This window comes from Kitasatospora albolonga (assembly GCF_039535905.1).
Taxonomy (GTDB): Bacteria; Actinomycetota; Actinomycetes; order Streptomycetales; family Streptomycetaceae; genus Kitasatospora; species Kitasatospora albolonga.
Window position 1 is genome coordinate 112713 of record NZ_BAAAYB010000083.1, and the last position, 22544, is coordinate 135256.

Genomic DNA, 22544 nt, shown 5'->3' on the forward strand with positions numbered 1-22544 from the left:
ACCAGCACGGGCGGCCCGCGTCCGACGAGCGGTCAGCTCCGGCGCCGCGCCCACGGGATGACGTACCGCCACAGGCACCAGAGCGCCGTCCCGGTCAGGCACCAGCTGGCCACCACGTCCAGCAGCCAGTGGTAGTCGCTCCACACCAGCCCGGCCCCGACGCCCAGGCAGAGCAGTGCGGTCAGCCCGTACAGCCACCGCCGGGGGCGCCGGGCCAGGGTGGGGCCGAGCAGCAGGGCGGCGGTGCCGTAGGCGAGGGCCGAGGTGGCGGTGTGCCCGGACGGGTACCAGCCGAGCTGATCGGCGGCCAGCGGCACGCCGAACGGGCCGGGGCGGGCGAACAACGCCTTGGCCGGGACCACCAGCAGCGGCACCAGCAGCCCGGCTGCCGCCGCCAACGGCAGCGGGTACCACCAGCGCCGCCGCCCGGCCGTCCGCTCCCGCGCGGCCGCCAGCGCGGCCGCGCCGAGCAGCACCGGCATCGCGGGGAAGGGCCCGCCGAGGTCGGCCAGGCCGGCGCCCAGGTGGTTCAGCAGGGTGCTGTGCAGACCGGTGCGGACGGCCCGGGTGGAGCGCCTGGCCCAGTCGTCCAGCTCCAGCAGCGGACCGTCGGCGGCCACCTGCCAGGAGACCACCGCCAGCACCACGAGCAGCAGCGCCGGGAGCCAGAACCCGCCCAGGACGTGCGAGAGCCGCCCCGGAGCAGGGGGGAGAGCTCCGGGGCGGCTGGGGAGATCGCCGTTCCGTGCGCCCCGGGGGGTGTGGGCCGGACGGTCGGTCGATCGGTCCTCGGCTGCCGCTGCCCCCGAGGGGGCGGGTGGCGTCGTCGGTAAGGAGTGTGGCTCGCTGTCCATCTGTCATGACAGTACGTCAGAACCCGGCCGAACAGGGCGGGCCGCGCGGTTTGCCACAGCATCTTCACCACTGCGCGTGCAGCCAGCGCGAGCATTCAGCGTGCGCATCCGACCGGCGCATCCGGCGCAAGCAAACGGAGGGGCCCGGTCCGTGCGGACCGGGCCCCTCGCGCGTGACGCGGCGTCAGGCGGAGCGGACGGTTCAGACCGCCGCGAAGGCGCTCTCGATGATGTCCAGGCCCTCGACCAGCAGGTGCTCCGGCATCACCAGCGGCGGCAGGAAGCGCAGCACGTTGCCGTAGGTGCCGGCGGTCAGCACGACCAGGCCCTCGGCGTGGCAGGCCTTCGCCACCGCGGCGGTGAACTCCGGGTTCGGGTCCTTGGTGCCCGGCTTGACCAGCTCGACCGCGATCATCGCGCCGCGGCCGCGGACCTCGCCGATCACGTCGAACTTCTCCTGCATGGCGCGCAGACGGCCGAGCATGACCTCGCCGATCTGCCGGGCCTTGCCGTTCAGGTCCTCGGACTTCATGGTCTCGATCGAGCCGAGCGCGGCGGCGCAGGCCACCGGGTTGCCGCCGTAGGTGCCGCCCAGGCCGCCGGCGTGCGCGGCGTCCATGATCTCGGCGCGGCCCGTCACGGCGGCCAGCGGCAGGCCGCCGGCGATGCCCTTGGCGGTGGTGATCAGGTCCGGGACGATGCCCTCGTCGTCGCAGGCGAACCACTGGCCGGTGCGGCAGAAGCCGGTCTGGATCTCGTCGGCGACGAAGACGATGCCGTTCGCCTTGGCGTACTCGACGATGGCCGGCAGGAAGCCCTTGGCCGGCTCGATGAAGCCGCCCTCGCCCTGGATCGGCTCGATCACGATCGCGGCGACGTTCTCGGCGCCGATCTGCTTGTTGATCAGGTCGATCGCCTGGGCGGCGGCCTCGGGGGCGCAGTTCTCGGCGCCGGTCAGCCAGCGGTAGGGGTAGGCGACCGGGACGCGGTAGACCTCGGGGGCGAACGGGCCGAAGCCCTGCTTGTACGGCATGTTCTTCGCCGTCATGCCCATGGTGAGGTTGGTGCGGCCGTGGTAGCCGTGGTCGAAGACCACGACGGCGGTGCGCTTGGTGTAGGCGCGGGCGATCTTGACCGCGTTCTCGACGGCCTCGGCGCCGGAGTTGAACAGCGCGGTGCGCTTCTCGTGGTCGCCCGGGGTCAGCTCGTTGAGCTGCTCGGCCACGGCCACGTAGCCCTCGTACGGGGTCACCATGAAGCAGGTGTGGGTGAAGGCCTCCAGCTGCGCGGTGGCCTTGGCGACCACGGCGGCCGCGCTGTTGCCGACGTTGGTCACGGCGATGCCGGAGCCGAAGTCGATCAGCGAGTTGCCGTCCACGTCCTCCAGCACGCCGCCGCCGGCGCGCGAGACGTACACCGGCAGGGTGGTGCCGACGCCGGCCGCCACCGCGCCCAGCTTGCGGGCCTGCAGCTCCTGCGACTTCGGGCCCGGGATCGCGGTGACCAGGCGACGCTCCTGCGGAAGCGGCGTTGCAGTGCTCATCGTGTGTTCTCCATGTCTAGGGGCCCGGAATTACGAGGCGCGGTCCTCGCAGGCTACGGCCGGGTACGGCCGCCGGGCATGCGCCACTCGGTAGCAGTGGGCCACCCGAATTGTCCGGGGCGGCCAGCGCACGAGATCAGTTACGCGGCGCCTCCGCTCCACTACATTGGTGCCGACCTTCCAACGGGGGAGCGCGGGCAGAGGGAGCGGGGCCGCCACATGGGACTGGACGGGACCTACGGGCAGCGGGCGGCCGAGCAGGCCCAGGTCGCGGTGCCGCCGCAGCGCGGCGTCGCCCCCTTCGACCTGACCGCCTGGGTGAACGCGCCCAGACCCGAACTCGCCCCCGGCGTCTGGCGGCTGAACCACCGTCAGCGTACCGAGGCCGACCGCGAGGCGGCCGCCGTCCCGGCCGGCCCGCTGCTCTGGCGGGCGGCGCTGAACGCGCTGGTCGCCTGGTTCGCCTACCTCTACGGGGTCGAGCTGGTCTTCTGGGTGGCCGGTCTGCTCGACCTGCTGGACGGCCTCGGCCAGGCCACCTCGGTGATCGCCCTGCTGGTGGTCAACGGCCTGGTGCTCACCGTGGTGATCCGCGTGTTCGGCCGGATGGGCCGCTGGCCCGAGGTCTGGCGCCGCTGGGTCGCCCCGCTGCTGGCCCGCACCGTCACCCAGGAGCAGCCGTCCGAGGACGCCGAGCCCGCCGGCCCCACCGACCCGTGGGCCGCACTCCGCCAGGGCGGCGCCGCCGAGGCGGCCCGGCTGCTGGACGGACGGCCGGTCGGCGACGTGGACTACGTCCGGATCCAGCGCGCCTGGGAGACGGTCCGGCAGGACCCGGCGCTGCTGCCCGCCTTCACCGAGCAGGTCGCGGCCCGCGGCCCCGCCGCCTGCGCGCACCCCTCCGAGGCCCGCGACCTGACCGGCCGCGGCCCCGGCCACGACCTGCTGACCCGTCAGGTCCGGCTCGGCGCGGCCCAGGACGTGGTGAAGAACCCGCAGACCCACCGGGCCACCGGCTTCGCCCTCGACCCCGCCCTGCTCGGCACCTCGCTGCTCGCGGTCGGCCCGGCCGGCACCGGCAAGACCGCCGGGCTGGCCCGTCCGCTGGCCGAGGCGCTCTGCCTCCAGGCGCTGGCCGGCACCGCCTGCGCGGTGGTGCTCGGCTCGGCGGAGGCCGATCTCGGCCCGGACGACTGGTACGACGTGGTGATCGCCCCGGGAGACCCGTCCTCCCCGTACGGGCTCGACCTGTTCGGCGCCGCCGTCGAGGTGGAGCAGGCGGCGGCCCGGCTGGCCGACGCTCTGCTGCCGGACGAGCTGGCGCCGCGCGGCGAGGCGGCCCGGGCCGCGCTCCAGCAGACCGTCGGCCCGTTCCACGCGGCCTACGGCCGCTACCCGGGGGTGCGGGAGCTGCGCGCGCTGCTCGGGGGCGCGGCCGCGGCCTGGCAGACGCTCCGTCAGACCCTCGACGACAACGGCCTGCTGGCCGCGCACGAGGCCGACCTCCAGCACCGGGAGCGCCAGCACGGCCGGGCCGACGACCCGGGCACCCTGCTGGCCGACCGGCTGGCCCTGCTGGACCGCCCGGCCTTCGCCGGGCACTTCCCCGGCGACGGCCCGGGCCGCCCGGCCTTCGCCATGCGGGCGCTGGACCACCCGCTGCGGGTGCGGGTGAAGCTGCCCGAGCGCGGCCACCCGGAGGCGGCCCGGATGCTGTCGCGGCTGCTCGCCGGCCAGTTCGTCCAGGCGGCCGCGGCCCGCACCGAGCGGGCGCTGTTCGCCGGCCTGGTGGTGGACGACGCCTCGGCGGCCGTGGACGCGCAGGTGATCCGCGGCCTGCAGGGCATGCGCGGGGCCAACGCGGGCGCGGTGCTGCTGCTGCGCACCCTGGTGGACCTGCCGGAGGCGCTGCGCACCGCGCTGTTCGGCGCGGTCGGCTGCCGGATGGCCTTCCCCGGCATCGCGCCCTGGGACGGCAAGCTGTTCTCCGAGGCCTGGGGCACCCACCTGGTCCGCGAGACCGCCGTCACCCACACCCCCGACACCTCCGGCGGGATGTTCCGCAAGGCCGGCCGGGGCCTGCGCAAGGCGCTGTCGGGCACCGCCGCGCAGACCGAGAGCGTCACGGTCCGGGACGTGGAGCGGCACCGCTGGTCACCCTCGGACCTGGCGCACGCGCTGCCGAGCGGGCACGCGGTGATCTCGCTGGCCTCGGTGACGGGTGATCAGGTCCCGCCGCTGCTGGTCGACCTGAGGGGTTAGTACCGGAGGAGGTGCGCGGCGGCGGACTACGGTCCGGAGGATTCGGTCCGTCCGCTTGTCCGGAGCGTCCATAATGGGGGGAGAAGCCCTCATCGCCAGGCCGCAACGGCGCGTCCCCGGCGGCAAACACTCCGAAGGTGCCATGCCCCCCACACTCGCCTCCGTCGTCCGCAACAGCTCGCTCCACCTGACGGTCCTCGCCGGCGCGGACCACCTGGAGCGGCCGGTCCGCTGGGTGCACACCAGCGAGCTGGACGACCCCACTCCGTTCCTGGAGGGCGGGGAGCTCCTCCTCACCACCGGGATCAAGCTGGGCAAGGCGGCCGCCAAGCTCCAGGCGTACGTGCACCGGCTGGCCGACGCGGGGGTGGTCGGGCTCGGCCTCGGCGTCGGGCTCTCGCACACCGAGGTGCCGCAGGCCCTGGTGGACGCCGCCGCCCAGCGCGGCCTGCCGCTGCTGCGGGTGCCGGAGGCCACGCCCTTCATCGCGATCAGCAAGGCCGTCTCGGCCGCCCTGGCCGCCGAGCAGTACGAGGCCGTCACCACCAGCTTCGAGGCCCAGGAGGAGCTGACCCGGGCCGCCCTCGGCAAGGACGGCACCACCGCGGTGGTCCGCCGCCTGGCCGCCCGCCTCGGCGGCTGGGCCGCGCTCTACGACGGCTCCGGCGCGCTCTCCGCCGTCGCCCCCGACTGGGCCGCCCGCCGGGCCGGCCGCCTCGCCGCCGAGGTGGACCGGCTGCGCCGCCGTCCGGCCCCCTCCAGCGCCGCGCTGCAGGGCCGCGCCCCCGGCATCGACACCGCCGACGAGGACTACGTGGTGGTCCAGTCGCTCGGCGCCGACCGCCGCGCCCGCGGCTTCCTCGCCGTCGGCACCGAGGACCGGATCACCCCCACCGAGCGCTACGTGCTGAACGCGGCCGTCGCCCTGCTCACCCTCACCCTGGAGCGCTCCCGCGAGCTGCGCCAGGCCGAGGAGCGGATGGGCGCCGCCCTGCTCGGCATGGTGCTGGCCGGCGAGGCGGCGACGGCCCGTCAGGTCGCGGCCGGGCTGTTCGGCGGCCTGCCCGAGGGCACCGTCCGGGTGCTGGTCGGGGGCCTCGGCCCGAACGGCGACCCGGAGGCGCTGAACGAGCTCGGCGACCGGGCCGAGCAGGCCGGCAGCCGGGTCGGCGAGCGGCTGCTGGTCTCCCGCGAGGACGGACCGCACGGCCCCCGGCTCACCGTGCTGGCCCCCGACGGCGGCTCGGCCCACCGCGCCTGCCTGGGCGCGGCCGAGGAGCACGAGGGGATCGCCCTCGGCGTCTCCGCCCCGTGCACCGTGGAGGAGGCGGGCACCGCCTTCGCGCAGGCCGAGCGGGCCCTCGCGGTGGCACTGCGCGGCGGGCGCCGCTCGGTGGACCACGAGGAGGTCGGCGCCGGTTCGCTGCTGCCGCTGCTCGGCGAGGAGGCGGTCACCGCCTTCGCCGAGGGGCTGCTCAGACCGCTGCGCGAGCACGACCGCACCGCCCGCGGCGACCTGGTCGCCTCGCTGCGCGCCTGGCTCTCCCGGCACGGTCAGTGGGACGCGGCCGCCGCCGACCTCGGCGTCCACCGGCACACCCTGCGCTACCGGATGAAGCGGGTCGAGGAGCTGCTCGGCCGTTCGCTGGACGACACCGACGTCCGGATGGAGCTCTGGCTGGCGCTGCGCGCGGGCGAGGACTGAGCCTGCTCCGGTGCGCGACGTTCGGTTGCGGCCGCCCAGGGGCGCGGGGCTCTGCTGATACGCGGCTCCGCCGTGCGGGCGCGCTTCGGACGGCGGACCACCGGCAACTGGATCGCCGTCAGCCGGTCGCACGTGCTGCGGTTCCCCCGCGCGCAGTTCCTCGCGCCCCTGGTGGCACAGCCACGTGCGCCCCGAGATCGCCGATCGTCGTCGGGCCACGTGCCGATCCGGAGTAGCGGTGTGCCGCAGTCCGCCGCCGTGTCCAATCCTGCTCGCGCGGGTGCGCCCCTACCGTGGATCCGGTAGAGCACCACACGACGACAGAAGGGGCCGGTACGACCGTGACCACCACCCATGAGTTCTGGCTGGCCGGCCGCAAGGCGTCGGGCGACGCCGAGTTCGAGGTCCGCCACTCGTACGACGGCAGCCTGGTCGGCAAGGTCAGCATCCCGACCGACGCCCAGGTCGAGGAGGCGCTGGACGCCGCCGTCGCGGTAGCCCCGGCCCTGGCCGCCACCCCCGCGCACGTGCGCGCCACCGCGCTGGACCACGTGGCCCGCCGGCTGACCGAGCGGACCGAGGAGATCGCCCGCCTGATCACCGCCGAGAACGGCAAGCCGATCAAGTGGGCCCGCGGCGAGGTCGGCCGCGCCGCCTCGGTGTTCCGCTGGGCCGCCGAGGAGGCCCGCCGGACCAACGGCGAGACCATGCGCCTGGACACCGACCCGGGCGGCGTGGGCCGCTTCGCGGTGGTGCGCCGCTTCCCGCGCGGCGTGGTGCTGGGCATCGCCCCGTTCAACTTCCCGCTCAACCTGGTCGCCCACAAGATCGCCCCGGCGATCGCGGTCGGCGCTCCGATCATCCTCAAGCCGGCCCCCGCCACCCCGCTCTCCGCGCTGGTGCTCGGCGAGATCCTGGCCGAGACCGAGCTGCCGGCCGGCTCCTGGTCGGTGCTGACGGTCGAGAACGAGAAGATGCCGGCCCTGGTGCAGGACAAGCGCCTGCCGGTGATCTCCTTCACCGGTTCGGACAAGGTCGGCTACCAGATCATGGACTCGGTGCCGCGCAAGCACGTCACCCTGGAGCTCGGCGGCAACGCCGCCGCCGTGGTGCTCGCCGACTGGTCGTCCGAGGCCGACCTGGAGTGGGCCGCCACCCGGATCGCGATGTTCTCCAACTACCAGGGCGGCCAGTCCTGCATCTCGGTGCAGCGCGTGATCGCCGACGCCTCGGTCTACGACGCGCTGGTGGAGAAGGTCGTCGCCAAGGTCGGCGCCCAGGTCACCGGCAACCCCTCCGACGACTCGGTGGACGTCGGCCCGCTGGTGGACGAGAACGCCGCCAAGCGCGTCGAGGCCTGGGTCGAGGACGCCGTCACCAAGGGCGCCAAGGTGCTGGCCGGCGGTACCCGCGAGGGTGCCACCTACGCCCCCACCGTGCTGGCCGAGCTGCCCGCGGACGCCATCCTGGCCAAGGCCGAGGTCTTCGGCCCGGTGCTCTCGCTGCACAAGGTCGACTCCACCGACGAGGCCTTCGCGCTGGTCAACGACTCGCCGTTCGGTCTGCAGACCGGCGTCTTCACCCACGACCTGCAGGCCGCCTTCAAGGCCCACCAGGTGCTCGAGGTCGGCGGCGTGATCATCGGCGACGCCCCGTCCTACCGCGCCGACCAGATGCCGTACGGCGGCGTCAAGGACTCCGGCGTCGGCCGCGAGGGCGTCAAGTACGCGATGGGCGACTTCACCTACGAGAAGGTCATGGTCCTCACCGGCCTCGACCTCTGAGCCACCCCCTGAAGCACCTTCTGATGCCCCGTCACCGACCGCTGGTGACGGGGCATCGGCCCGTCTTGACACCTCCCCGGGGCGGGCGTAGTCCGGAAGGACAGGAAGGGAGGTCGTCATGCTGGGTGACCTCATCGGACAGGAATCGGGGACGATCACCGGCCGTCGCGTGGTCGGTGGCGAGCACGGCCTGGCCCCGACGGTGGAGACCTCGTTCGCGGCCGGCGGCACGCTGCTCGGCGTCGAGGTGCAGGACATGGGGACCTACCAGGCGCGGATGCGCGCCGACGGGACCCTGGAGGGTGAGGGCCACGGCGTGCTGATGGGCCCGGGCGGCGCGAACGCGACCTGGCACGGCTGGGGCGTCGGCAGCTTCACGGAGAACGGCAACAGCTGGCGCGGCGCGCTGATCTACACCAGCGGCTCGCCCGAGTTCGCCGCACTGCGCGGCAAGGTCGGCGTCTTCGAGTGGGAGGTGGCGGCGGACGGCACGGCCGAGGGGAAGCTCTGGGCCTGGCAGTGAGCGCCCCGTCCGACAGGACACAATGGGGCGCATGACTTCGCTCGCCCACCCGCAGCTGCGCTTCTCACCCGTCGTCAGGGACCCGGAGGGGCCCCGGGAACTGGTGATCCTCGGATCGACCGGCTCGATCGGCACCCAGGCCATCGACGTGGTGCTGCGCAACCCCGGCCGGTTCAAGGTGGTCGCCCTCTCGGCGGCCGGCGGCCGGGTCGCCCTGCTCGCCGAGCAGGCGATGGAGCTGGGCGTGCACACCGTGGCGGTGGCCGACGAGGCCGTCGTCCCGGCGCTGCGCGAGGCGCTCGCCGCCCGGGCTGCCGGGCGGCCGCTGCCCGAGGTGCTGGCGGGCCCGGACGCGGCCACCGAGCTGGCCGCGATGGAGTGCCACTCGGTGCTCAACGGCATCACCGGCTCGATCGGCCTGCGGCCCACCCTGGCCGCCCTGCGGGCCGGCCGGGTGCTGGTGCTGGCCAACAAGGAGTCGCTGATCGTCGGCGGCCCGCTGGTCAAGGCGGTCGCGAAGCCGGGCCAGATCGTGCCGGTGGACTCCGAGCACGCCGCGCTCTTCCAGGCGCTGGCCGGCGGTACCCGCTCCGAGGTGCGCCGTCTGGTGGTCACCGCCAGCGGCGGCCCGTTCCGCAACCGCACCCGGGACGAGCTGGCCGGGGTGACGCCGGACCAGGCACTGGCCCACCCGACCTGGGCGATGGGCCCGGTGGTCACCATCAACTCCGCCACCCTGGTCAACAAGGGCCTGGAGGTGATCGAGGCGCACCTGCTCTACGACGTCCCGTTCGACCGGATCGACGTGGTGGTGCACCCCCAGTCGGTCGTCCACTCGATGGTCGAGTTCACCGACGGCTCCACCCTGGCCCAGGCCAGCCCGCCGGACATGCGGATGCCCATCGCGCTCGGCCTCGGCTGGCCCGACCGGGTGCCGGACGCCGCCCCCGGCTGCGACTGGACCAAGGCCGCCACCTGGGAGTTCTTCCCGCTCGACACCGACGCCTTCCCGGCCGTCGACCTGGCCCGCGAGGTGGGTACGCTCGGCGGGACCGCCCCGGCGGTCTTCAACGCCGCCAACGAGGAGTGCGTGGACGCTTTCCTCAAGGGGCGGCTCCCCTTCACCGGAATCGTGGACACTGTGGCGAAGGTGGTGTCCGAACACACGGTGGGAACTTCGCTCACGGTGGAGGACGTACTCCACGCGGAGACCTGGGCACGTGCCCGGGCCCGCGAGCTGGCAGCCGGCTAGCGAGCAGACCTAGGGAGCGGCATGACGGAGGCTCAGCGGTGACATTGGTGTGGTGGGGCCTGGGCATCCTGGTCTTCTTCGGCGGCCTGCTGTTCTCGATCGCCTGGCACGAGCTGGGCCACCTGTCCACCGCCAAGCTCTTCGGCATCCGGGTGCCGCAGTACATGGTCGGCTTCGGCCGCACCGTCTGGTCCCGGAAGAAGGGCGAGACCGAGTACGGCCTCAAGGCGATCCCGCTCGGCGGGTACATCCGGATGATCGGGATGTTCCCGCCGGGCGAGGACGGCCGGATCACCCAGCGCTCCAGCTCGCCCTGGCGGACGATGATCGAGGACGCCCGGGAGGCCTCCTACGAGGAGATCAAGCCCGGCGACGAGGACCGGATGTTCTACACCCGGAAGCCGTGGAAGCGCGTCATCGTGATGTTCGCCGGGCCGTTCATGAACCTGGTCCTGGCCTTCGCGCTCTACCTCGCCGTGCTGATGGGCGTCGGTCAGCTGAACGCCGTGCCCACCGTCTCCTACGTCAACAAGTGCGTGGTGGCGGTCGGCCAGCCGACCGACAAGTGCCCCGACGGCGCGCCCGACAGCCCGGCCCTGCAGGCCAAGCTGCAGGAGGGCGACACCTTCCTCTCCTTCGGCGGCGTCCCGGTCACCGACTACAAGCAGCTCCAGGGCGAGATCCGCAAGGCCGCCGGGAAGCAGGTGTCGATCGTGGTCGAGCGGGGCGGCCGGCAGGTCACCCTGACGGCCAGGCCGGAGAAGAACGTCGTCCAGAAGATCGACGAGGACGGGTACCCGGTCAAGGGCGAGACCGTCGAGGCGGGCTTCCTGGGCTTCGCCCCGCGCCAGGTCATGCAGACCCTGACCTTCGGCGAGAGCGTCGACCAGATGGGCACCATGGCTCAGAACGGCATCTCCTCGCTGATCGCGCTGCCCGGCAAGATCCCCGGCCTGTGGCACGCCATCGTCAGCGACGACCCGCGCCCGGCCGACTCCCCGATGGGCATGGTCGGCGCGGCCCGGATCGGCGGCGAGATGTTCGAGATGGACATCCCCTCCTCCAGCAAGGCGGTCGGCATGGTCCAGCTGCTGGCCGGGATCAACCTCTCGCTCTTCCTCTTCAACATGCTCCCGCTGCTCCCGCTGGACGGCGGCCACATCGCGGGCGCCCTGTGGGAGTCGGTCCGCCGCCGCTGGGCCAAGCTGTTCCGCCGCCCCGACCCGGGCCCGTTCGACGTGGCCAAGCTGATGCCCGCCGCGTACGTGGTGGCCGGTGTGTTCATCTGCTTCACCGCGTTGGTGATGGTGGCCGACCTTGTCAACCCCATCCGCCTGAACTGACCCGGTTCCGTCGGGTACGTGCGTTGGCCACCTCGCCCGTGCCGTACCGTTGGACGCCGGGCGCCTCCTGACTACCGGGGCGCCCGGCCCGGCCGGAGCCGATGGCCGGACCACCACCGCACCCCTGGGGAACCTGCGCACATGTCCGCGATCTCGCTCGGAATTCCGTCCCTGCCGCTCAAGCCGCTGGCGACCCGTCGCGTCTCCCGGCAGATCATGGTCGGCAACGTCCCGGTCGGCGGCGACGCCCCGGTCTCGGTCCAGTCGATGACCACCACCGTCACCGCCGACATCAACGCCACGCTGCAGCAGATCGCCCAGCTGACCGCCTCCGGCTGCCAGATCGTGCGGGTGGCCGTCCCGACCCAGGACGACGCCGACGCGCTGGCCGTCATCGCCAAGAAGTCGCAGATCCCGGTGATCGCGGACATCCACTTCCAGCCCAAGTACGTCTTCGCCGCGATCGACGCCGGCTGCGCCGCGGTCCGGGTCAACCCGGGCAACATCAAGCAGTTCGACGACAAGGTCGGCGAGATCGCCAAGGCGGCCAAGGACGCCGGCACGCCGATCCGGATCGGCGTCAACGCCGGCTCGCTCGACAAGCGCCTGCTGGAGAAGTACGGCCGGGCCACCCCCGAGGCGCTGGTGGAGTCCGCGCTCTGGGAGTGCTCGCTGTTCGAGGAGCACGACTTCCGCGACATCAAGATCTCGGTCAAGCACAACGACCCGGTCGTGATGATCAACGCCTACCGCCAGCTGGCCGCCGCCTGCGACTACCCGCTGCACCTCGGCGTCACCGAGGCCGGCCCGGCGTTCCAGGGCACCATCAAGTCGGCGGTCGCCTTCGGCGCGCTGCTGGCCGAGGGGATCGGCGACACGATCCGGGTCTCGCTGTCCGCGCCGCCGGCCGAGGAGATCAAGGTCGGCATCCAGATCCTGGAGTCGCTGAACCTCCGTCAGCGCGGCCTGGAGATCGTCTCCTGCCCGTCCTGCGGCCGTGCCCAGGTCGACGTCTACAAGCTCGCCGAGGAGGTCACCGCCGGCCTCGAGGGCATGGAGGTGCCGCTGCGCGTCGCCGTCATGGGCTGCGTCGTGAACGGCCCGGGCGAGGCCCGCGAGGCCGACCTCGGCGTCGCCTCCGGCAACGGCAAGGGCCAGATCTTCGTCAAGGGCGAGGTCATCAAGACCGTCCCCGAGTCGAAGATCGTCGAGACCCTGATCGAGGAGGCCCTCAAGCTGGCCGAGCAGATGCAGGCCGACGGCGTGGAGTCCGGCGCGCCGGTCGTGACCGCCGCCGAGTAGTGCATTCCGGGAGGTGCGGGCGCTCGCTCGCTCGCACCTCCTCTCCGGCGGGGCGGGCGGAGTAGGGTGCGACAAGCGTTCCTAGTGGTGAGGTGCCCGTGCTCGATCGAGGTGTGATGCTCCCCGGCCCGTTCCAGGTGGCCCGGGCCCTGGCGACCACCCGGGTGCTCGACCCCCAGGACCTCGACGAGGCGCTGGAGATCCTGCACCGGGACCCGGTCGCCAACGCCTTCGTCGCCACCCGGGTGGAGGCCGTCGGGCTCGACCCCTGGCGGCTCGGCGGCGAGATGTGGGGCTGGTACGACGCGGACGGCCGGCTGGAGTCCCTCTGCTACGCCGGGGCCAACCTGGTGCTGGTCGACGCCGGCCCCGAGGCCGTCCGCGCCTTCGCCGAGCGGGCCCGCCGCCAGGGCCGCCGCTGCTCCTCCATCGTCGGCCCCGCCGGGCCCACCGCGGCCCTCTGGGCCTGCCTGGAGCGCAGCTGGGGCCCCGCCCGCGAAGTCCGCGCCCACCAGCCGCTGATGGCCACCCAGAGCCCCGCCCCGGCCTCGATCACCCCCGACCCGCTGGTCCGCCGGGTCCGCAAGAACGAGGTCGACGCCCTGATGCCGGCCTGCGTCGCGATGTTCACCGAGGAGGTCGGCATCTCCCCGCTGGCCGGCGACGGCGGCCTGCTCTACCAGGCCCGGGTCGCCGAACTGGTCGGCGGCGGCCGCTCCTTCGCCCGCTTCGACGAGGACGGCTCGGTGGTCTTCAAGGCCGAGATCGGCGCCGTCACCGCCGGCGCCTGCCAGATCCAGGGCGTCTGGGTCGCCCCCGCCCACCGCGGCCGGGGCCTCTCCGTCACCGGCATGGCCGCCGTCCTCGACATCGCCCTGCGCGAGGTCGCCCCGACCGTCTCGCTGTACGTCAACGACTACAACCTCCGCGCCCGCGCCAGCTACGCCCGGGTCGGCTTCCGCGAGATCGGCGCCTTCATGAGCGTGCTGTTCTGACGCCCGTTCAGCCCGCCGTCCGGCCGGAGCCGAGCTCCGCCGCCACCCGGGGCGGGGAGGACCGCGGTCACCACGGCGAGGAACGCCAGGAACCCGTTGGACGGGTTGCGGTACATCGTCATGGTGGTCCGGCAGCCTTTCGTGATCTTCCCCGGCGTAGGGAGACGTACGTCGGGGAGGCGGGGAGAGTAACGTCCGGGGGCATGGAGCAGCTGACCGAGGTGACGATCGAGGCCGTGGAGTTGGCGGCGTGGGCGGCGGAGGCACTGGAGGTGCAGGCGGTCGCCTTCGGGCTGACGGCCGACGAGGTGGCGGTGCGGCTCCAGATCGTGCGGCGGCACGCGCTGCAGCCGGGGGTGCTGGCCTTCGGGGCGTTCAGTGGGCAGCGGTTGGTGGGCTTCGGGTACGGGATGCCGAACCGGCGCGAGCACTGGTGGAGCACGGTGATCGAACCGCACCTGGAGCACAACGGGTACGGCGACTGGCTGGACGGGACCTTCGCGGTGACCGAGCTGCACGTGCTGCCCGGCTTCCAGGGGCAGGGGGTGGGGACGCGGCTGATCCGGACCCTGACGGAGTGTTCGGGGGCGGACCGCAGCATCCTGTCGGCGATCGACGCCGAGACGCCCGCCCGCCGGCTCTACCGCTCGCTCGGCTACCAGGACCTGGCGCGGATGGTGGTGTTCCCGAACACGGTCCGCCCGTACGCGGTGATGGGGGCTCGACTGCCGCTGCTTCAGAGCCAGTCGGCGAACTCCAGGTAGAGCTCGGCGGTGTCGGTGGCGCCCGCCTCCAGGTGGCGCAGACCGGCCTCGACGGTCCGGAAGAGGGTCCAGCCGCGCAGCCGGTCGTGGTCCACCTCGACGGCGTCGGCGAGCTGGTGGAGGCGGCGGCGGACGGCGCCGCGCTGGCCGGGGGAACCGGCCAGGGTGTCCATCCGGTCCTGGGCCAACCGGGCCAGGTCCCAGGCGCGTTCGCCGACCAGGGGGCGGGGGGAGACGGCCAGCCAGGGGGAGCGGTCGGCGGCCAGCACCTTGCCGTGGTGGAAGTCGCCGTGCAGCAGGTACGACTCCGCGCCGGAGCCGAGGAGGCCGGTGGCCAGCTCCACCGCCTCGTCGGCCAACGGCGCTGCCTCCGGGGCGAGTTCGCGGCGGCGTCGGACGCCGTCCGCCAGCTCGGCGACCCGCTCGGCCAGCGGGGTGAGGGCGTGGCCGTCCGGCGGTGCGGTCCAGAGCCGCTGGAGCAGTCCGGCCGCCTCCAGCATGGCCTTGGCCTCGGCCAGCGAACGCAGCGGGATGTCCCCGTGCAGGCGCTCCAACAGCAGTGCGCCGTCGGCCGGTTCGGCGGCCAGCGCCAGGACGGCGCCGCGTCCGGCCCAGTGGGCGAGCGCTTCGTGCTCCCGGGCGTTCTCGGGGGTGACCAGGGAGGTCTTCAGGACGGCCGGGGAGCCGTCCTCCCGCCGTACGGTGCAGACCAGCGAGAGCCGGCCGCCGGGCTCCACCACCCGCTCGGGGGTGAGCTCCCAGCGCTCCAGCCCGGTGCGGACCAGTCCGGGCAGGGCGGACAGCCAGGCCGCTCCCTCGGCGCCGTACCGGGACCGGACGGCCTCCGCGAGCCGCGCCGGGACGGTGATCTGCTGCCCTGCTGCTGCCGACATGCTGGCCTCTCGGTTGGCACCACCCGGCCGGGCCGGTGCGGCGGTTCACCCGCTCATTGTCGGCCATGGCGGTGAAACCGCTGGTCAGGGGACCGGCGTGGCGTGCCGACGGTCCGTCAGGAAGCGCTGCCGGCCGGTCGGTTGAGGAAGGCTCAGGAGGTGGAGGGCGACGGCGAGGCGGGGCCGCCGGTGGCCGGGAGGCCGGGGAACGCGGTGAGGTCGCCGCCCCAGCGGCGGGCGTTCAGGGCGGCCTCGCGCAGCGCGGTGGCGGCGCTCTGCCGCAGCTCGCCGGTGGAGGCGGAGACCAGGCCCGCGTACACGCCGGCGAGCTGCACCTCGATGTGGGCGGCCAGCTGGCGGGCGGTCTCCGGGCTGTTCACGGTGAAGGGCAGCTGGTACCCGGCCGCGGCGGCGGTCGGGGTGGCCGACCCGGCGGCCAGCCGGCGCTGCCAGGTGTCCCGCTGCGCCTGGTGCGCGGCGAACACCGAGTGCGCCTCGGCCCGGCCCGGCCCCGGGATGCGGGCACCGACCACGCCGTAGCCGTAGACGGCGGCGTGCTCGGCGGCGAGCGCGGTCTGCAGGGCGGTGGCCGTGGCGGCGGGCAGCGGCACCGGCTTGGGGGAGGCGGTCCCGGAGCCGGCCCCGGAGGGCGAGGCGGAGGGGGAACCCGAGGCGGACGCCGACCCGCTCGCCGACCCGGAGGCGGACGCGGCGGCCGAGCCGTCCCCGGGTGCCGCGACCGGAGTGCGGTCGCCCAGCACGGCGGCGTGCACCGCCCCCGAGGCGGCGACCACCGCCAGCAGCTTGGCCAGCTCCGGCGAGGCGCCCGCGAGCTGCGCCAGCCGGGCCTGGGCGGTGGTCCGCTCGGCGGCCGCCAGCTGCGCGACCGAGCCCACCGCGCCGTCGCCGCCGGAGGCCGCGGGGGAGGCCGGGACGGCCTGGGCGGTCGGGGCGGCGGACCCGCCGCCGGACAGCCCGGCCGCCAGCACGGCGCGGTGCTCGGCCACCTCGGCCCGCAGCGCCTTCACCTGCTCGGCCTGGGCCCCGGCCGAGGCGGCCACCGCGTCGTACCCGGCGAGCAGCCGGTCGGTGTCGGCCACCGCCTTGGCCCGCACCGGCCGGTCGGCGTCCTCCCGTTGGCGCTGCTCGGCCGCCGGCCCGTCCTCGTCGGTGCAGCCGCAGACCAGCAGCGAGGCGCCGGTCAGCGCGCCGAGCGCGAGCAGGCTGCGCCGGGTGAGGGACGGCATCGGTGGGGCTCCCGGGTGAAGTCGTGGGAGGGCATGGGCGGCCCCCCGGTGGCCCGTGCATCATGACAGACGGCCTGCGGCACCGTTGTGACCTTGCTCGCAGCGCGCCCGGCGCACGGGGCCCGCGCGCCGGACGGAGTCGGTGGAACGGCCCGCGACCGGATAGGCTTGCCGCTGCGCTGAGAAGCGAGCCCTACCGACAACAGCAGACGCGGCCGAGGAGTCACCCGGATGAGCACCACCCCCACTGACCGGCTGCGCGCGTTGTTGGAGCCGCTGGCGGCCGAGGCCGGTCTCGACCTCGAGGACGTCACCGTCACCCAGGCGGGCAACCGCCGCCAGGTGCAGATCGACGTGGACGCCGACGGCGGGGTCGACCTGGACGCGATCGCGGACTTCAGCCGGGTGGTCAGCGAGAAGCTGGACGCCGCCGAGGACGTGATGGGCTCCGCCCCGTACGTGCTGGAGGTCGGCTCCCCGGGGGCCGAGCGCCCGCTGCGCGAGCCCCGCCACTGGCACCGGGCCACCGGCCGCCTCGCCAAGATCCACCTGGTGGACGGCGGCGAGATCACCGCCCGGGTGCTGGAGAGCGACGAGGACGGCGCGCTGGTCGAGGTGCAGCCGGTGAAGGGCCGCGGCAAGCCCAAGGAGCGCCGCCTGGAGTTCTCCGAGGTGGCCCGGGCCCGGGTCCAGGTCGAGTTCAACCGCAAGGAAGACGAGGGGCTGCTCGACGAGTCCGCGCCCGTCGAGGACGACACCGACGAAGACGCCGACGACGAGTGAGCACCACCCCGAACATGACCGTGAAGAGAGAAGAGGAGGCGTAGCCGTGGACATCGACATGAGCGCCCTGCGTGGGCTGGTTACCGAGAAGAACATCCCGTTCGACCTGTTGGTCGAGTCGATCGAGTCGGCCCTCCTCATCGCGTACCACCGCACCGAGGGCTCCCGCCGCCGCGCGCGGGTGGAGCTGAACCGCAAGACCGGGCACGTCACCGTCTGGGCCCTGGAGGACGCCTCCGAGCTGGACGAGGGCGTCGAGCCCAAGGAGTTCGACGACACCCCGAGCGGCTTCGGCCGGATCGCCGCCTCCACCGCCAAGCAGGTGATCCTGCAGCGCCTGCGCGACGCCGCCGACGAGAAGACCTTCGGCGAGTACGCGGGCAAGGAGGGCGACATCGTCACCGGTGTCGTCCAGCAGGGCAACGACCCCAAGAACATCCTGGTCGACATCGGCAAGCTGGAGGCCATCCTCCCGCCGCAGGAGCAGGTCCCGGGCGAGGTCTACGCCCACGGCACCCGCCTGAAGTGCTACGTGGTGGCCGTCCGCCGCGGTGTCCGCGGCCCGTCCGTGACGCTGTCCCGGACCCACCCCAGCCTGGTGAAGAAGCTGTTCGCGCTGGAGGTCCCGGAGATCGCCGACGGCACCGTCGAGATCGCCGCGATCGCCCGCGAGGCCGGCCACCGCACCAAGATCGCCGTCTGGTCCCGCCGGGCCGGCCTGAACGCCAAGGGCGCCTGCATCGGCCCGATGGGCACCCGGGTGCGGAACGTGATGGCCGAGCTGCACGGCGAGAAGATCGACATCGTGGACTGGTCCGAGGACCCGGCCGAGATGGTCGCCGCCGCGCTGTCCCCCGCACGGGTGAGCAGCGTGGAGATCGTTGACTACGGTCAGCGCTCCGCACGGGTGATCGTGCCGGACTACCAGCTCTCGCTGGCGATCGGCAAGGAGGGCCAGAACGCCCGCCTGGCCGCCCGTCTGACCGGCTGGCGGATCGACATCCGGCCGGACACCGAGGCCCCTGCGGAGGACGATCGCCGGGAATCCCGGGCCGAGTAGTCACGTTGTAGACGTCCTACCGCGATCGGCGGGGCGGCGTCATGTCCCTCCGGAGGGGTAGACTTGAGCTTGTCTGGCCGGACGCATGTCCGAGCATGCCCGGAACGCACCTGCGTGGGCTGCCGCAAGCGCGCGGCCAAGCACCAGCTGTTGCGTGTCGTGGCGGTCGAGGGCATCTGCGTCCCCGACCTCCGCGGCGCACTGCCCGGCCGGGGCGCACACCTGCACCCCGACCTGGCCTGCCTCGACCTCGCGGTCCGCCGCCGGGCGTTCCCCCGGGCCTTCCGGCTCCAGGGGACGCTCGACACCGCGGCGCTGCGCGAGCACGTCGAGCAGCGGGCGGGTGACATCCCGCCAGGCTGAGAGAACCACCGCAACAAGCACCGGGAGGGCCGGCAGGCCCGCGCCCGGTGCGCACCACGTCAGGTACCTCGCGAGTTGGAAGTAGGTCGAGATTGCGATGAGCACTCGATGAGTACGCGATGAGTACGCCCATGAAGTAGCGATGGTCCGGCGGACGAATACCCCGGACACGTAGACAGGAGCGAAGTGGCTAAGGTCCGGGTATACGAGCTCGCCAAGGAGCTCGGCATGGAGAGCAAGGCCGTCATGGCCAAGCTCACCGAGCTGGGTGAGTTCGTCCGTTCGGCGTCCTCGACGATCGAGGCGCCGGTCGTGCGCAAGTTGACTGACGCTTTGGGAGTGGCTGCCCCCTCGGGCAGCGGTGCTGCCAAGCCTGGCCCGCGGAAGCCCGCGGCGCCCCAGCCCACCGGCGGTGCCGGTGCGGCCGCACCCAAGCCGGGTGCCCCCACCCCCGGACCGCGGCCCGCCGCGACTCCGGGTCCCCGTCCGACCCCGGCCGCCGCGGCTCCCGCCGCCCCGGCCGCCCCCGCCGCGCCGAAGCCGGCCGGCGCCCCGACGCCGGGCCCGCGCCCGGCGGCCCGCCCCGCTGCCCCGGCCGCTCCGGCCGCCCCGGCGGCGGAGTTCTCCTCCCCGGCTCCCGCCGGTGAGGCCCCGGCCCGTCCGGCCGCCCAGGCCGCTCGTCCGGCGAACCCCGCCAACCCGGCCGCCCGTCCGGGCCCGCGCCCGGCCGGCCCGCGTCCGGGCAACAACCCCTTCACCTCCGGCTCCGCGACCGGCATGGGCCGCCCCGGCGACCGTCGTCCGGCCGCGCCGGGTGGCGACCGTCCGCGTCCGGCCGGTGCGCCGGGTGCCGGTGCGCCGCGTCCCGGTGGCGACCGTCCGCGTCCGGCCGGTGCGCCGGGTGCCGGTGCCCCCCGTCCGGGTGGCGACCGTCCGCGTCCGGGTGGCGCTCCGGGCCAGGGTGCCCCGCGTCCCGGTGGCGACCGTCCGCGTCCGGCCGGTGCGCCGGGTGCCGGTGCCCCCCGTCCGGGTGGCGCTCCGCGTCCCGACGGGATGCCCCGTCCGGCCGGTCCGCGTCCGGGTGCCCCGAGCCCCTCGGGCATGCCCCGTCCGAACCCCGGCATGATGCCGCAGCGTCCGGGCCCGCGTCCGGGCCCGGGTGCCGGTGGCCGTGGCCCCGGTGGTCCCGGTGGCCGTCCGGGTGGTCCGGGTGCCGCCGGTGGCGCCCGTCCGGGCTTCGCCGGTCGTCCGGCCGGTCCGGGCTCGCGTCCGGCCGGTGGCGGCTTCGGCGGCCCGCGTCCGGGTGGTGCCGGTGGCGGCGGCGGCTTCGCCGGCGGCGGTGCCCGTCCGGGTGGCTTCAGCGGCCGTCCGGGTGGTCCGGGTGCCCGTGGTGGCACGCAGGGTGCGTTCGGCCGTGGCCCCGGTGGCCGTCCGGCCCGTGGCCGCAAGTCGAAGCGGGCGAAGCGCCAGGAGTACGAGGCCATGCAGGCCCCGTCGGTCGGCGGCGTGATGCTGCCGCGCGGCAACGGCCAGTCCGTTCGCCTGTCGCGGGGCTCGTCCCTGACGGACTTCGCCGAGAAGATCAACGCCAACCCGGCCGCGCTCGTCTCGGTGATGTTCAACCTCGGTGAGATGGTCACCGCGACCCAGTCGGTCTCCGACGACACGCTCCAGATGCTGGCCGAGGAGATGGGCTTCCAGCTGGAGATCGTCAGCCGGGAGGACGAGGACCGCGAGCTGCTCGAGTCCTTCGACATCGACTTCGGTGCCGACGAGGGCGACGAGGAGATGCTGGCCGCGCGTCCGCCGGTGGTCACCGTCATGGGTCACGTCGACCACGGTAAGACCCGCCTGCTCGACGCCATCCGCAAGTCCAACGTGGTGGCGGGCGAGGCCGGTGGCATCACCCAGCACATCGGTGCGTACCAGGTCGTCACCACGGTGAACGGCGAAGAGCGCCCGATCACCTTCCTCGACACCCCGGGTCACGAGGCGTTCTCCGCCATGCGTGCCCGTGGTGCCAAGTCCACCGACATCGCGATCCTGGTGGTCGCGGCCAACGACGGCGTCATGCCGCAGACGGTCGAGGCGTTGAACCACGCCAAGGCCGCCGGCGTGCCGATCGTGGTCGCGGTCAACAAGATCGACGTCGAGGGCGCGGACCCGACCAAGGTCCGCGGCCAGCTGACCGAGTTCGGTCTGGTGGCCGAGGAGTACGGCGGCGACACCATGTTCGTCGACATCTCCGCCCGCCAGGGCCTGCACATCGACTCCCTGCTGGAGGCCGTGGTCCTGACCGCGGACGCCTCGCTCGACCTCCGGGCCAACCCGGAGCAGGACGCGCAGGGCATCGCGATCGAAGCCCACCTCGACAAGGGCCGCGGCGCCATGGCGACCGTGCTCGTGCAGCGCGGTACCCTCCGCGTCGGTGACTCGATCGTGGTCGGCGACGCCTACGGCCGCGTCCGCGCGATGCTGGACGAGAACGGCAACAGCCTCGCCGAGGCCGGCCCGTCCCGCCCGGTGCTGCTGCTCGGTCTGACCTCGGTGCCCCGCGCCGGCGACAGCTTCATCGTCGTCGACGAGGACCGCACGGCCCGTCAGATCGCCGAGAAGCGCTCGGCCCGCGACCGCAACGCCGCCTTCGCGCAGCGTCGGGTCCGGATCTCGCTCGAGGACCTGGACAAGGCCATCGCAGCGGGCTCCATCGAGCAGCTCAACCTCATCATCAAGGGTGACGTCTCCGGTTCCGTCGAAGCCCTCGAGGACGCCCTCGTCAAGCTCGACGTGGGCGAGGAGGTCGAGCTCCGGGTGCTGCACCGCGGCGTCGGTGCGATCACCGAGTCGGACGTCGACCTGGCCATGGGCTCGGACGCCATCATCATCGGCTTCAACGTGCGCGCCGAAGGCCGCGCCCGTACCGCTGCCGAGAAGGAAGGCGTGGACGTCCGGTACTACTCGGTCATCTACCAGGCCATCGAGGAGATCGAGAACGCCCTCAAGGGTCTTCTCAAGCCGGAGTACGAGGAGGTGCGCCTCGGCTCCGCGGAGATCCGCGAGGTCTTCCGCTCCTCCAAGTTCGGCAACATCGCGGGTGTCATCGTCCGCGAGGGCCTGCTGCGCCGCAACGCCAAGGCCCGCCTCATCCGCGACGGCAAGGTCATCACCGAGAACCTCACCATCGAGGGTCTGCGCCGCTTCAAGGACGACGCCACCGAGGTCCGCGAGGGCTTCGAGGCCGGTGTCACGCTCGGTTCGTTCAACGACATCAAGGTCGAGGACGTCATCGAGACGTACGAGATGCGCGAGAAGCCCCGCGCGTAACGCGGTGTGAGCCGGGGCCGGTCGACGGGTGCAAATCCCGTCGACCGGCCCCGGCCTCACTGTTAGCCTCCAGGTACGCCCGTTCGGGCAACTCCTTCGAGGCCCCCAGGCCGGCTCTGGCCTGTCATACATGTTCGTAGGAACACTCACCTTCGACCTTCTCCTCGGCGACGTGCACTCGCTCAAGGAGAAGCGGTCGATCGTGCGGCCCATCGTGGCCGAGCTGGCGCGCAAGTACAGCGTGTGCGCCGCAGAGGTAGGGAACCAGGACCTCCACCGCAGGGCCGAGATCGGCCTGGCGGTCGTCTCCGGCGACGCCGGGTACGTCACCGAGGTGCTGGACAGCTGTGAGCGGCTGGTCGCCGGCCGCCCCGAGGTGATGCTGCTCTCCGCGAGGAGGCGGTACCACGGCGACGACGATGATTGAGGTGGGACGTCCGGCCGGCCGGTCGGGAGCGTCACACCGACGAGGACCGAGAGCGCCCGCAAGGCCGGGCGCGGGCGGGTACGTTGGGGCCAGGGCCGCACCGGGTGCGACCGTCCCGGT

The 22544-nt window shown here is 73.7% G+C and carries 18 protein-coding genes; 14 read left to right on the forward strand and 4 right to left on the reverse strand.

What is annotated here, in order from left to right; translation table 11 throughout:
* Window positions 1-32: 32 nt before the first annotated feature.
* A complete protein-coding gene (locus tag ABD946_RS20530) occupies window positions 33-647 on the reverse strand; it encodes a phosphatase PAP2 family protein (RefSeq protein WP_345285636.1) in 615 nt (204 codons plus the stop codon).
* A gap of 409 nt (window positions 648-1056) precedes the next feature.
* Window positions 1057-2397 (reverse strand): 4-aminobutyrate--2-oxoglutarate transaminase, encoded by a 1341-nt coding sequence (gabT, locus tag ABD946_RS20535; protein WP_345285638.1) that lies wholly within the window; start codon window positions 2395-2397, stop codon window positions 1057-1059.
* 219 nt (window positions 2398-2616) lie between these two features.
* Between gabT and ABD946_RS20540 the strand changes: the two genes are divergently transcribed.
* The 9 genes from ABD946_RS20540 (at window position 2617) to ABD946_RS20580 (ending at window position 14327) form a co-directional block, all read left to right on the forward strand.
* A complete protein-coding gene (locus tag ABD946_RS20540) occupies window positions 2617-4659 on the forward strand; it encodes an ATP-binding protein (RefSeq protein WP_345285640.1) in 2043 nt (680 codons plus the stop codon).
* A 142-nt stretch (window positions 4660-4801) separates the two neighbouring features.
* A complete protein-coding gene (locus ABD946_RS20545; protein ID WP_345285642.1) occupies window positions 4802-6364 on the forward strand; it encodes a PucR family transcriptional regulator in 1563 nt (520 codons plus the stop codon).
* 341 nt (window positions 6365-6705) lie between these two features.
* Window positions 6706-8148 carry an aldehyde dehydrogenase family protein gene (locus ABD946_RS20550; RefSeq protein ID WP_345285644.1) on the forward strand — a complete coding sequence of 481 codons (1443 nt, stop codon included), beginning with the start codon at window positions 6706-6708 and terminating at the stop codon, window positions 8146-8148.
* A gap of 118 nt (window positions 8149-8266) precedes the next feature.
* Window positions 8267-8671, forward strand: coding sequence for a hypothetical protein (locus ABD946_RS20555; RefSeq protein WP_345285646.1), 405 nt, complete (start codon window positions 8267-8269; stop codon window positions 8669-8671).
* 31 nt (window positions 8672-8702) lie between these two features.
* Window positions 8703-9923 carry a 1-deoxy-D-xylulose-5-phosphate reductoisomerase gene (gene dxr / locus ABD946_RS20560; RefSeq protein ID WP_345285648.1) on the forward strand — a complete coding sequence of 407 codons (1221 nt, stop codon included), beginning with the start codon at window positions 8703-8705 and terminating at the stop codon, window positions 9921-9923.
* A gap of 38 nt (window positions 9924-9961) precedes the next feature.
* The gene (locus ABD946_RS20565; RefSeq protein WP_345285650.1) at window positions 9962-11266 is read left to right on the forward strand and encodes a M50 family metallopeptidase; all 1305 of its coding nucleotides are present in this window, start codon (window positions 9962-9964) and stop codon (window positions 11264-11266) included.
* Window positions 11267-11407: 141 nt separating this feature from the next.
* Complete coding sequence (gene ispG / locus ABD946_RS20570; RefSeq protein WP_345285652.1) at window positions 11408-12568, forward strand: flavodoxin-dependent (E)-4-hydroxy-3-methylbut-2-enyl-diphosphate synthase; 1161 nt, start codon at window positions 11408-11410, stop codon at window positions 12566-12568.
* A gap of 116 nt (window positions 12569-12684) precedes the next feature.
* Window positions 12685-13563 carry a GNAT family N-acetyltransferase gene (locus ABD946_RS20575; protein WP_345285692.1) on the forward strand — a complete coding sequence of 293 codons (879 nt, stop codon included), beginning with the start codon at window positions 12685-12687 and terminating at the stop codon, window positions 13561-13563.
* Window positions 13564-13766: 203 nt separating this feature from the next.
* Entirely contained in the window at window positions 13767-14327 is a 561-nt protein-coding gene (locus tag ABD946_RS20580; RefSeq protein ID WP_345285654.1) for a GNAT family N-acetyltransferase, read from the forward strand.
* Here ABD946_RS20580 and ABD946_RS20585 read toward each other — a convergent pair.
* A complete protein-coding gene (locus tag ABD946_RS20585; protein ID WP_345285656.1) occupies window positions 14300-15220 on the reverse strand; it encodes an aminoglycoside phosphotransferase family protein in 921 nt (306 codons plus the stop codon). The genes ABD946_RS20580 and ABD946_RS20585 overlap by 28 nt on opposite strands.
* 152 nt (window positions 15221-15372) lie before the next feature.
* Entirely contained in the window at window positions 15373-16467 is a 1095-nt protein-coding gene (locus ABD946_RS20590) for a ferritin-like domain-containing protein (RefSeq protein ID WP_345285658.1), read from the reverse strand.
* 231 nt (window positions 16468-16698) lie between these two features.
* Between ABD946_RS20590 and rimP the strand changes: the two genes are divergently transcribed.
* The 5 genes from rimP (at window position 16699) to ABD946_RS20615 (ending at window position 22424) form a co-directional block, all read left to right on the forward strand.
* Complete coding sequence (rimP, locus tag ABD946_RS20595) at window positions 16699-17250, forward strand: ribosome maturation factor RimP (RefSeq protein ID WP_345285660.1); 552 nt, start codon at window positions 16699-16701, stop codon at window positions 17248-17250.
* Between the two features lie 46 nt (window positions 17251-17296).
* Window positions 17297-18310, forward strand: coding sequence for a transcription termination factor NusA (gene nusA / locus ABD946_RS20600; protein WP_345285661.1), 1014 nt, complete (start codon window positions 17297-17299; stop codon window positions 18308-18310).
* A gap of 69 nt (window positions 18311-18379) precedes the next feature.
* The gene (locus tag ABD946_RS20605) at window positions 18380-18673 is read left to right on the forward strand and encodes a YlxR family protein (RefSeq protein WP_345285694.1); all 294 of its coding nucleotides are present in this window, start codon (window positions 18380-18382) and stop codon (window positions 18671-18673) included.
* Window positions 18674-18859: 186 nt separating this feature from the next.
* Window positions 18860-21997 (forward strand): translation initiation factor IF-2, encoded by a 3138-nt coding sequence (gene infB, locus ABD946_RS20610; protein ID WP_345285662.1) that lies wholly within the window; start codon window positions 18860-18862, stop codon window positions 21995-21997.
* A gap of 130 nt (window positions 21998-22127) precedes the next feature.
* Entirely contained in the window at window positions 22128-22424 is a 297-nt protein-coding gene (locus ABD946_RS20615; protein WP_345285664.1) for a DUF503 domain-containing protein, read from the forward strand.
* Window positions 22425-22544 lie beyond the last annotated feature (120 nt).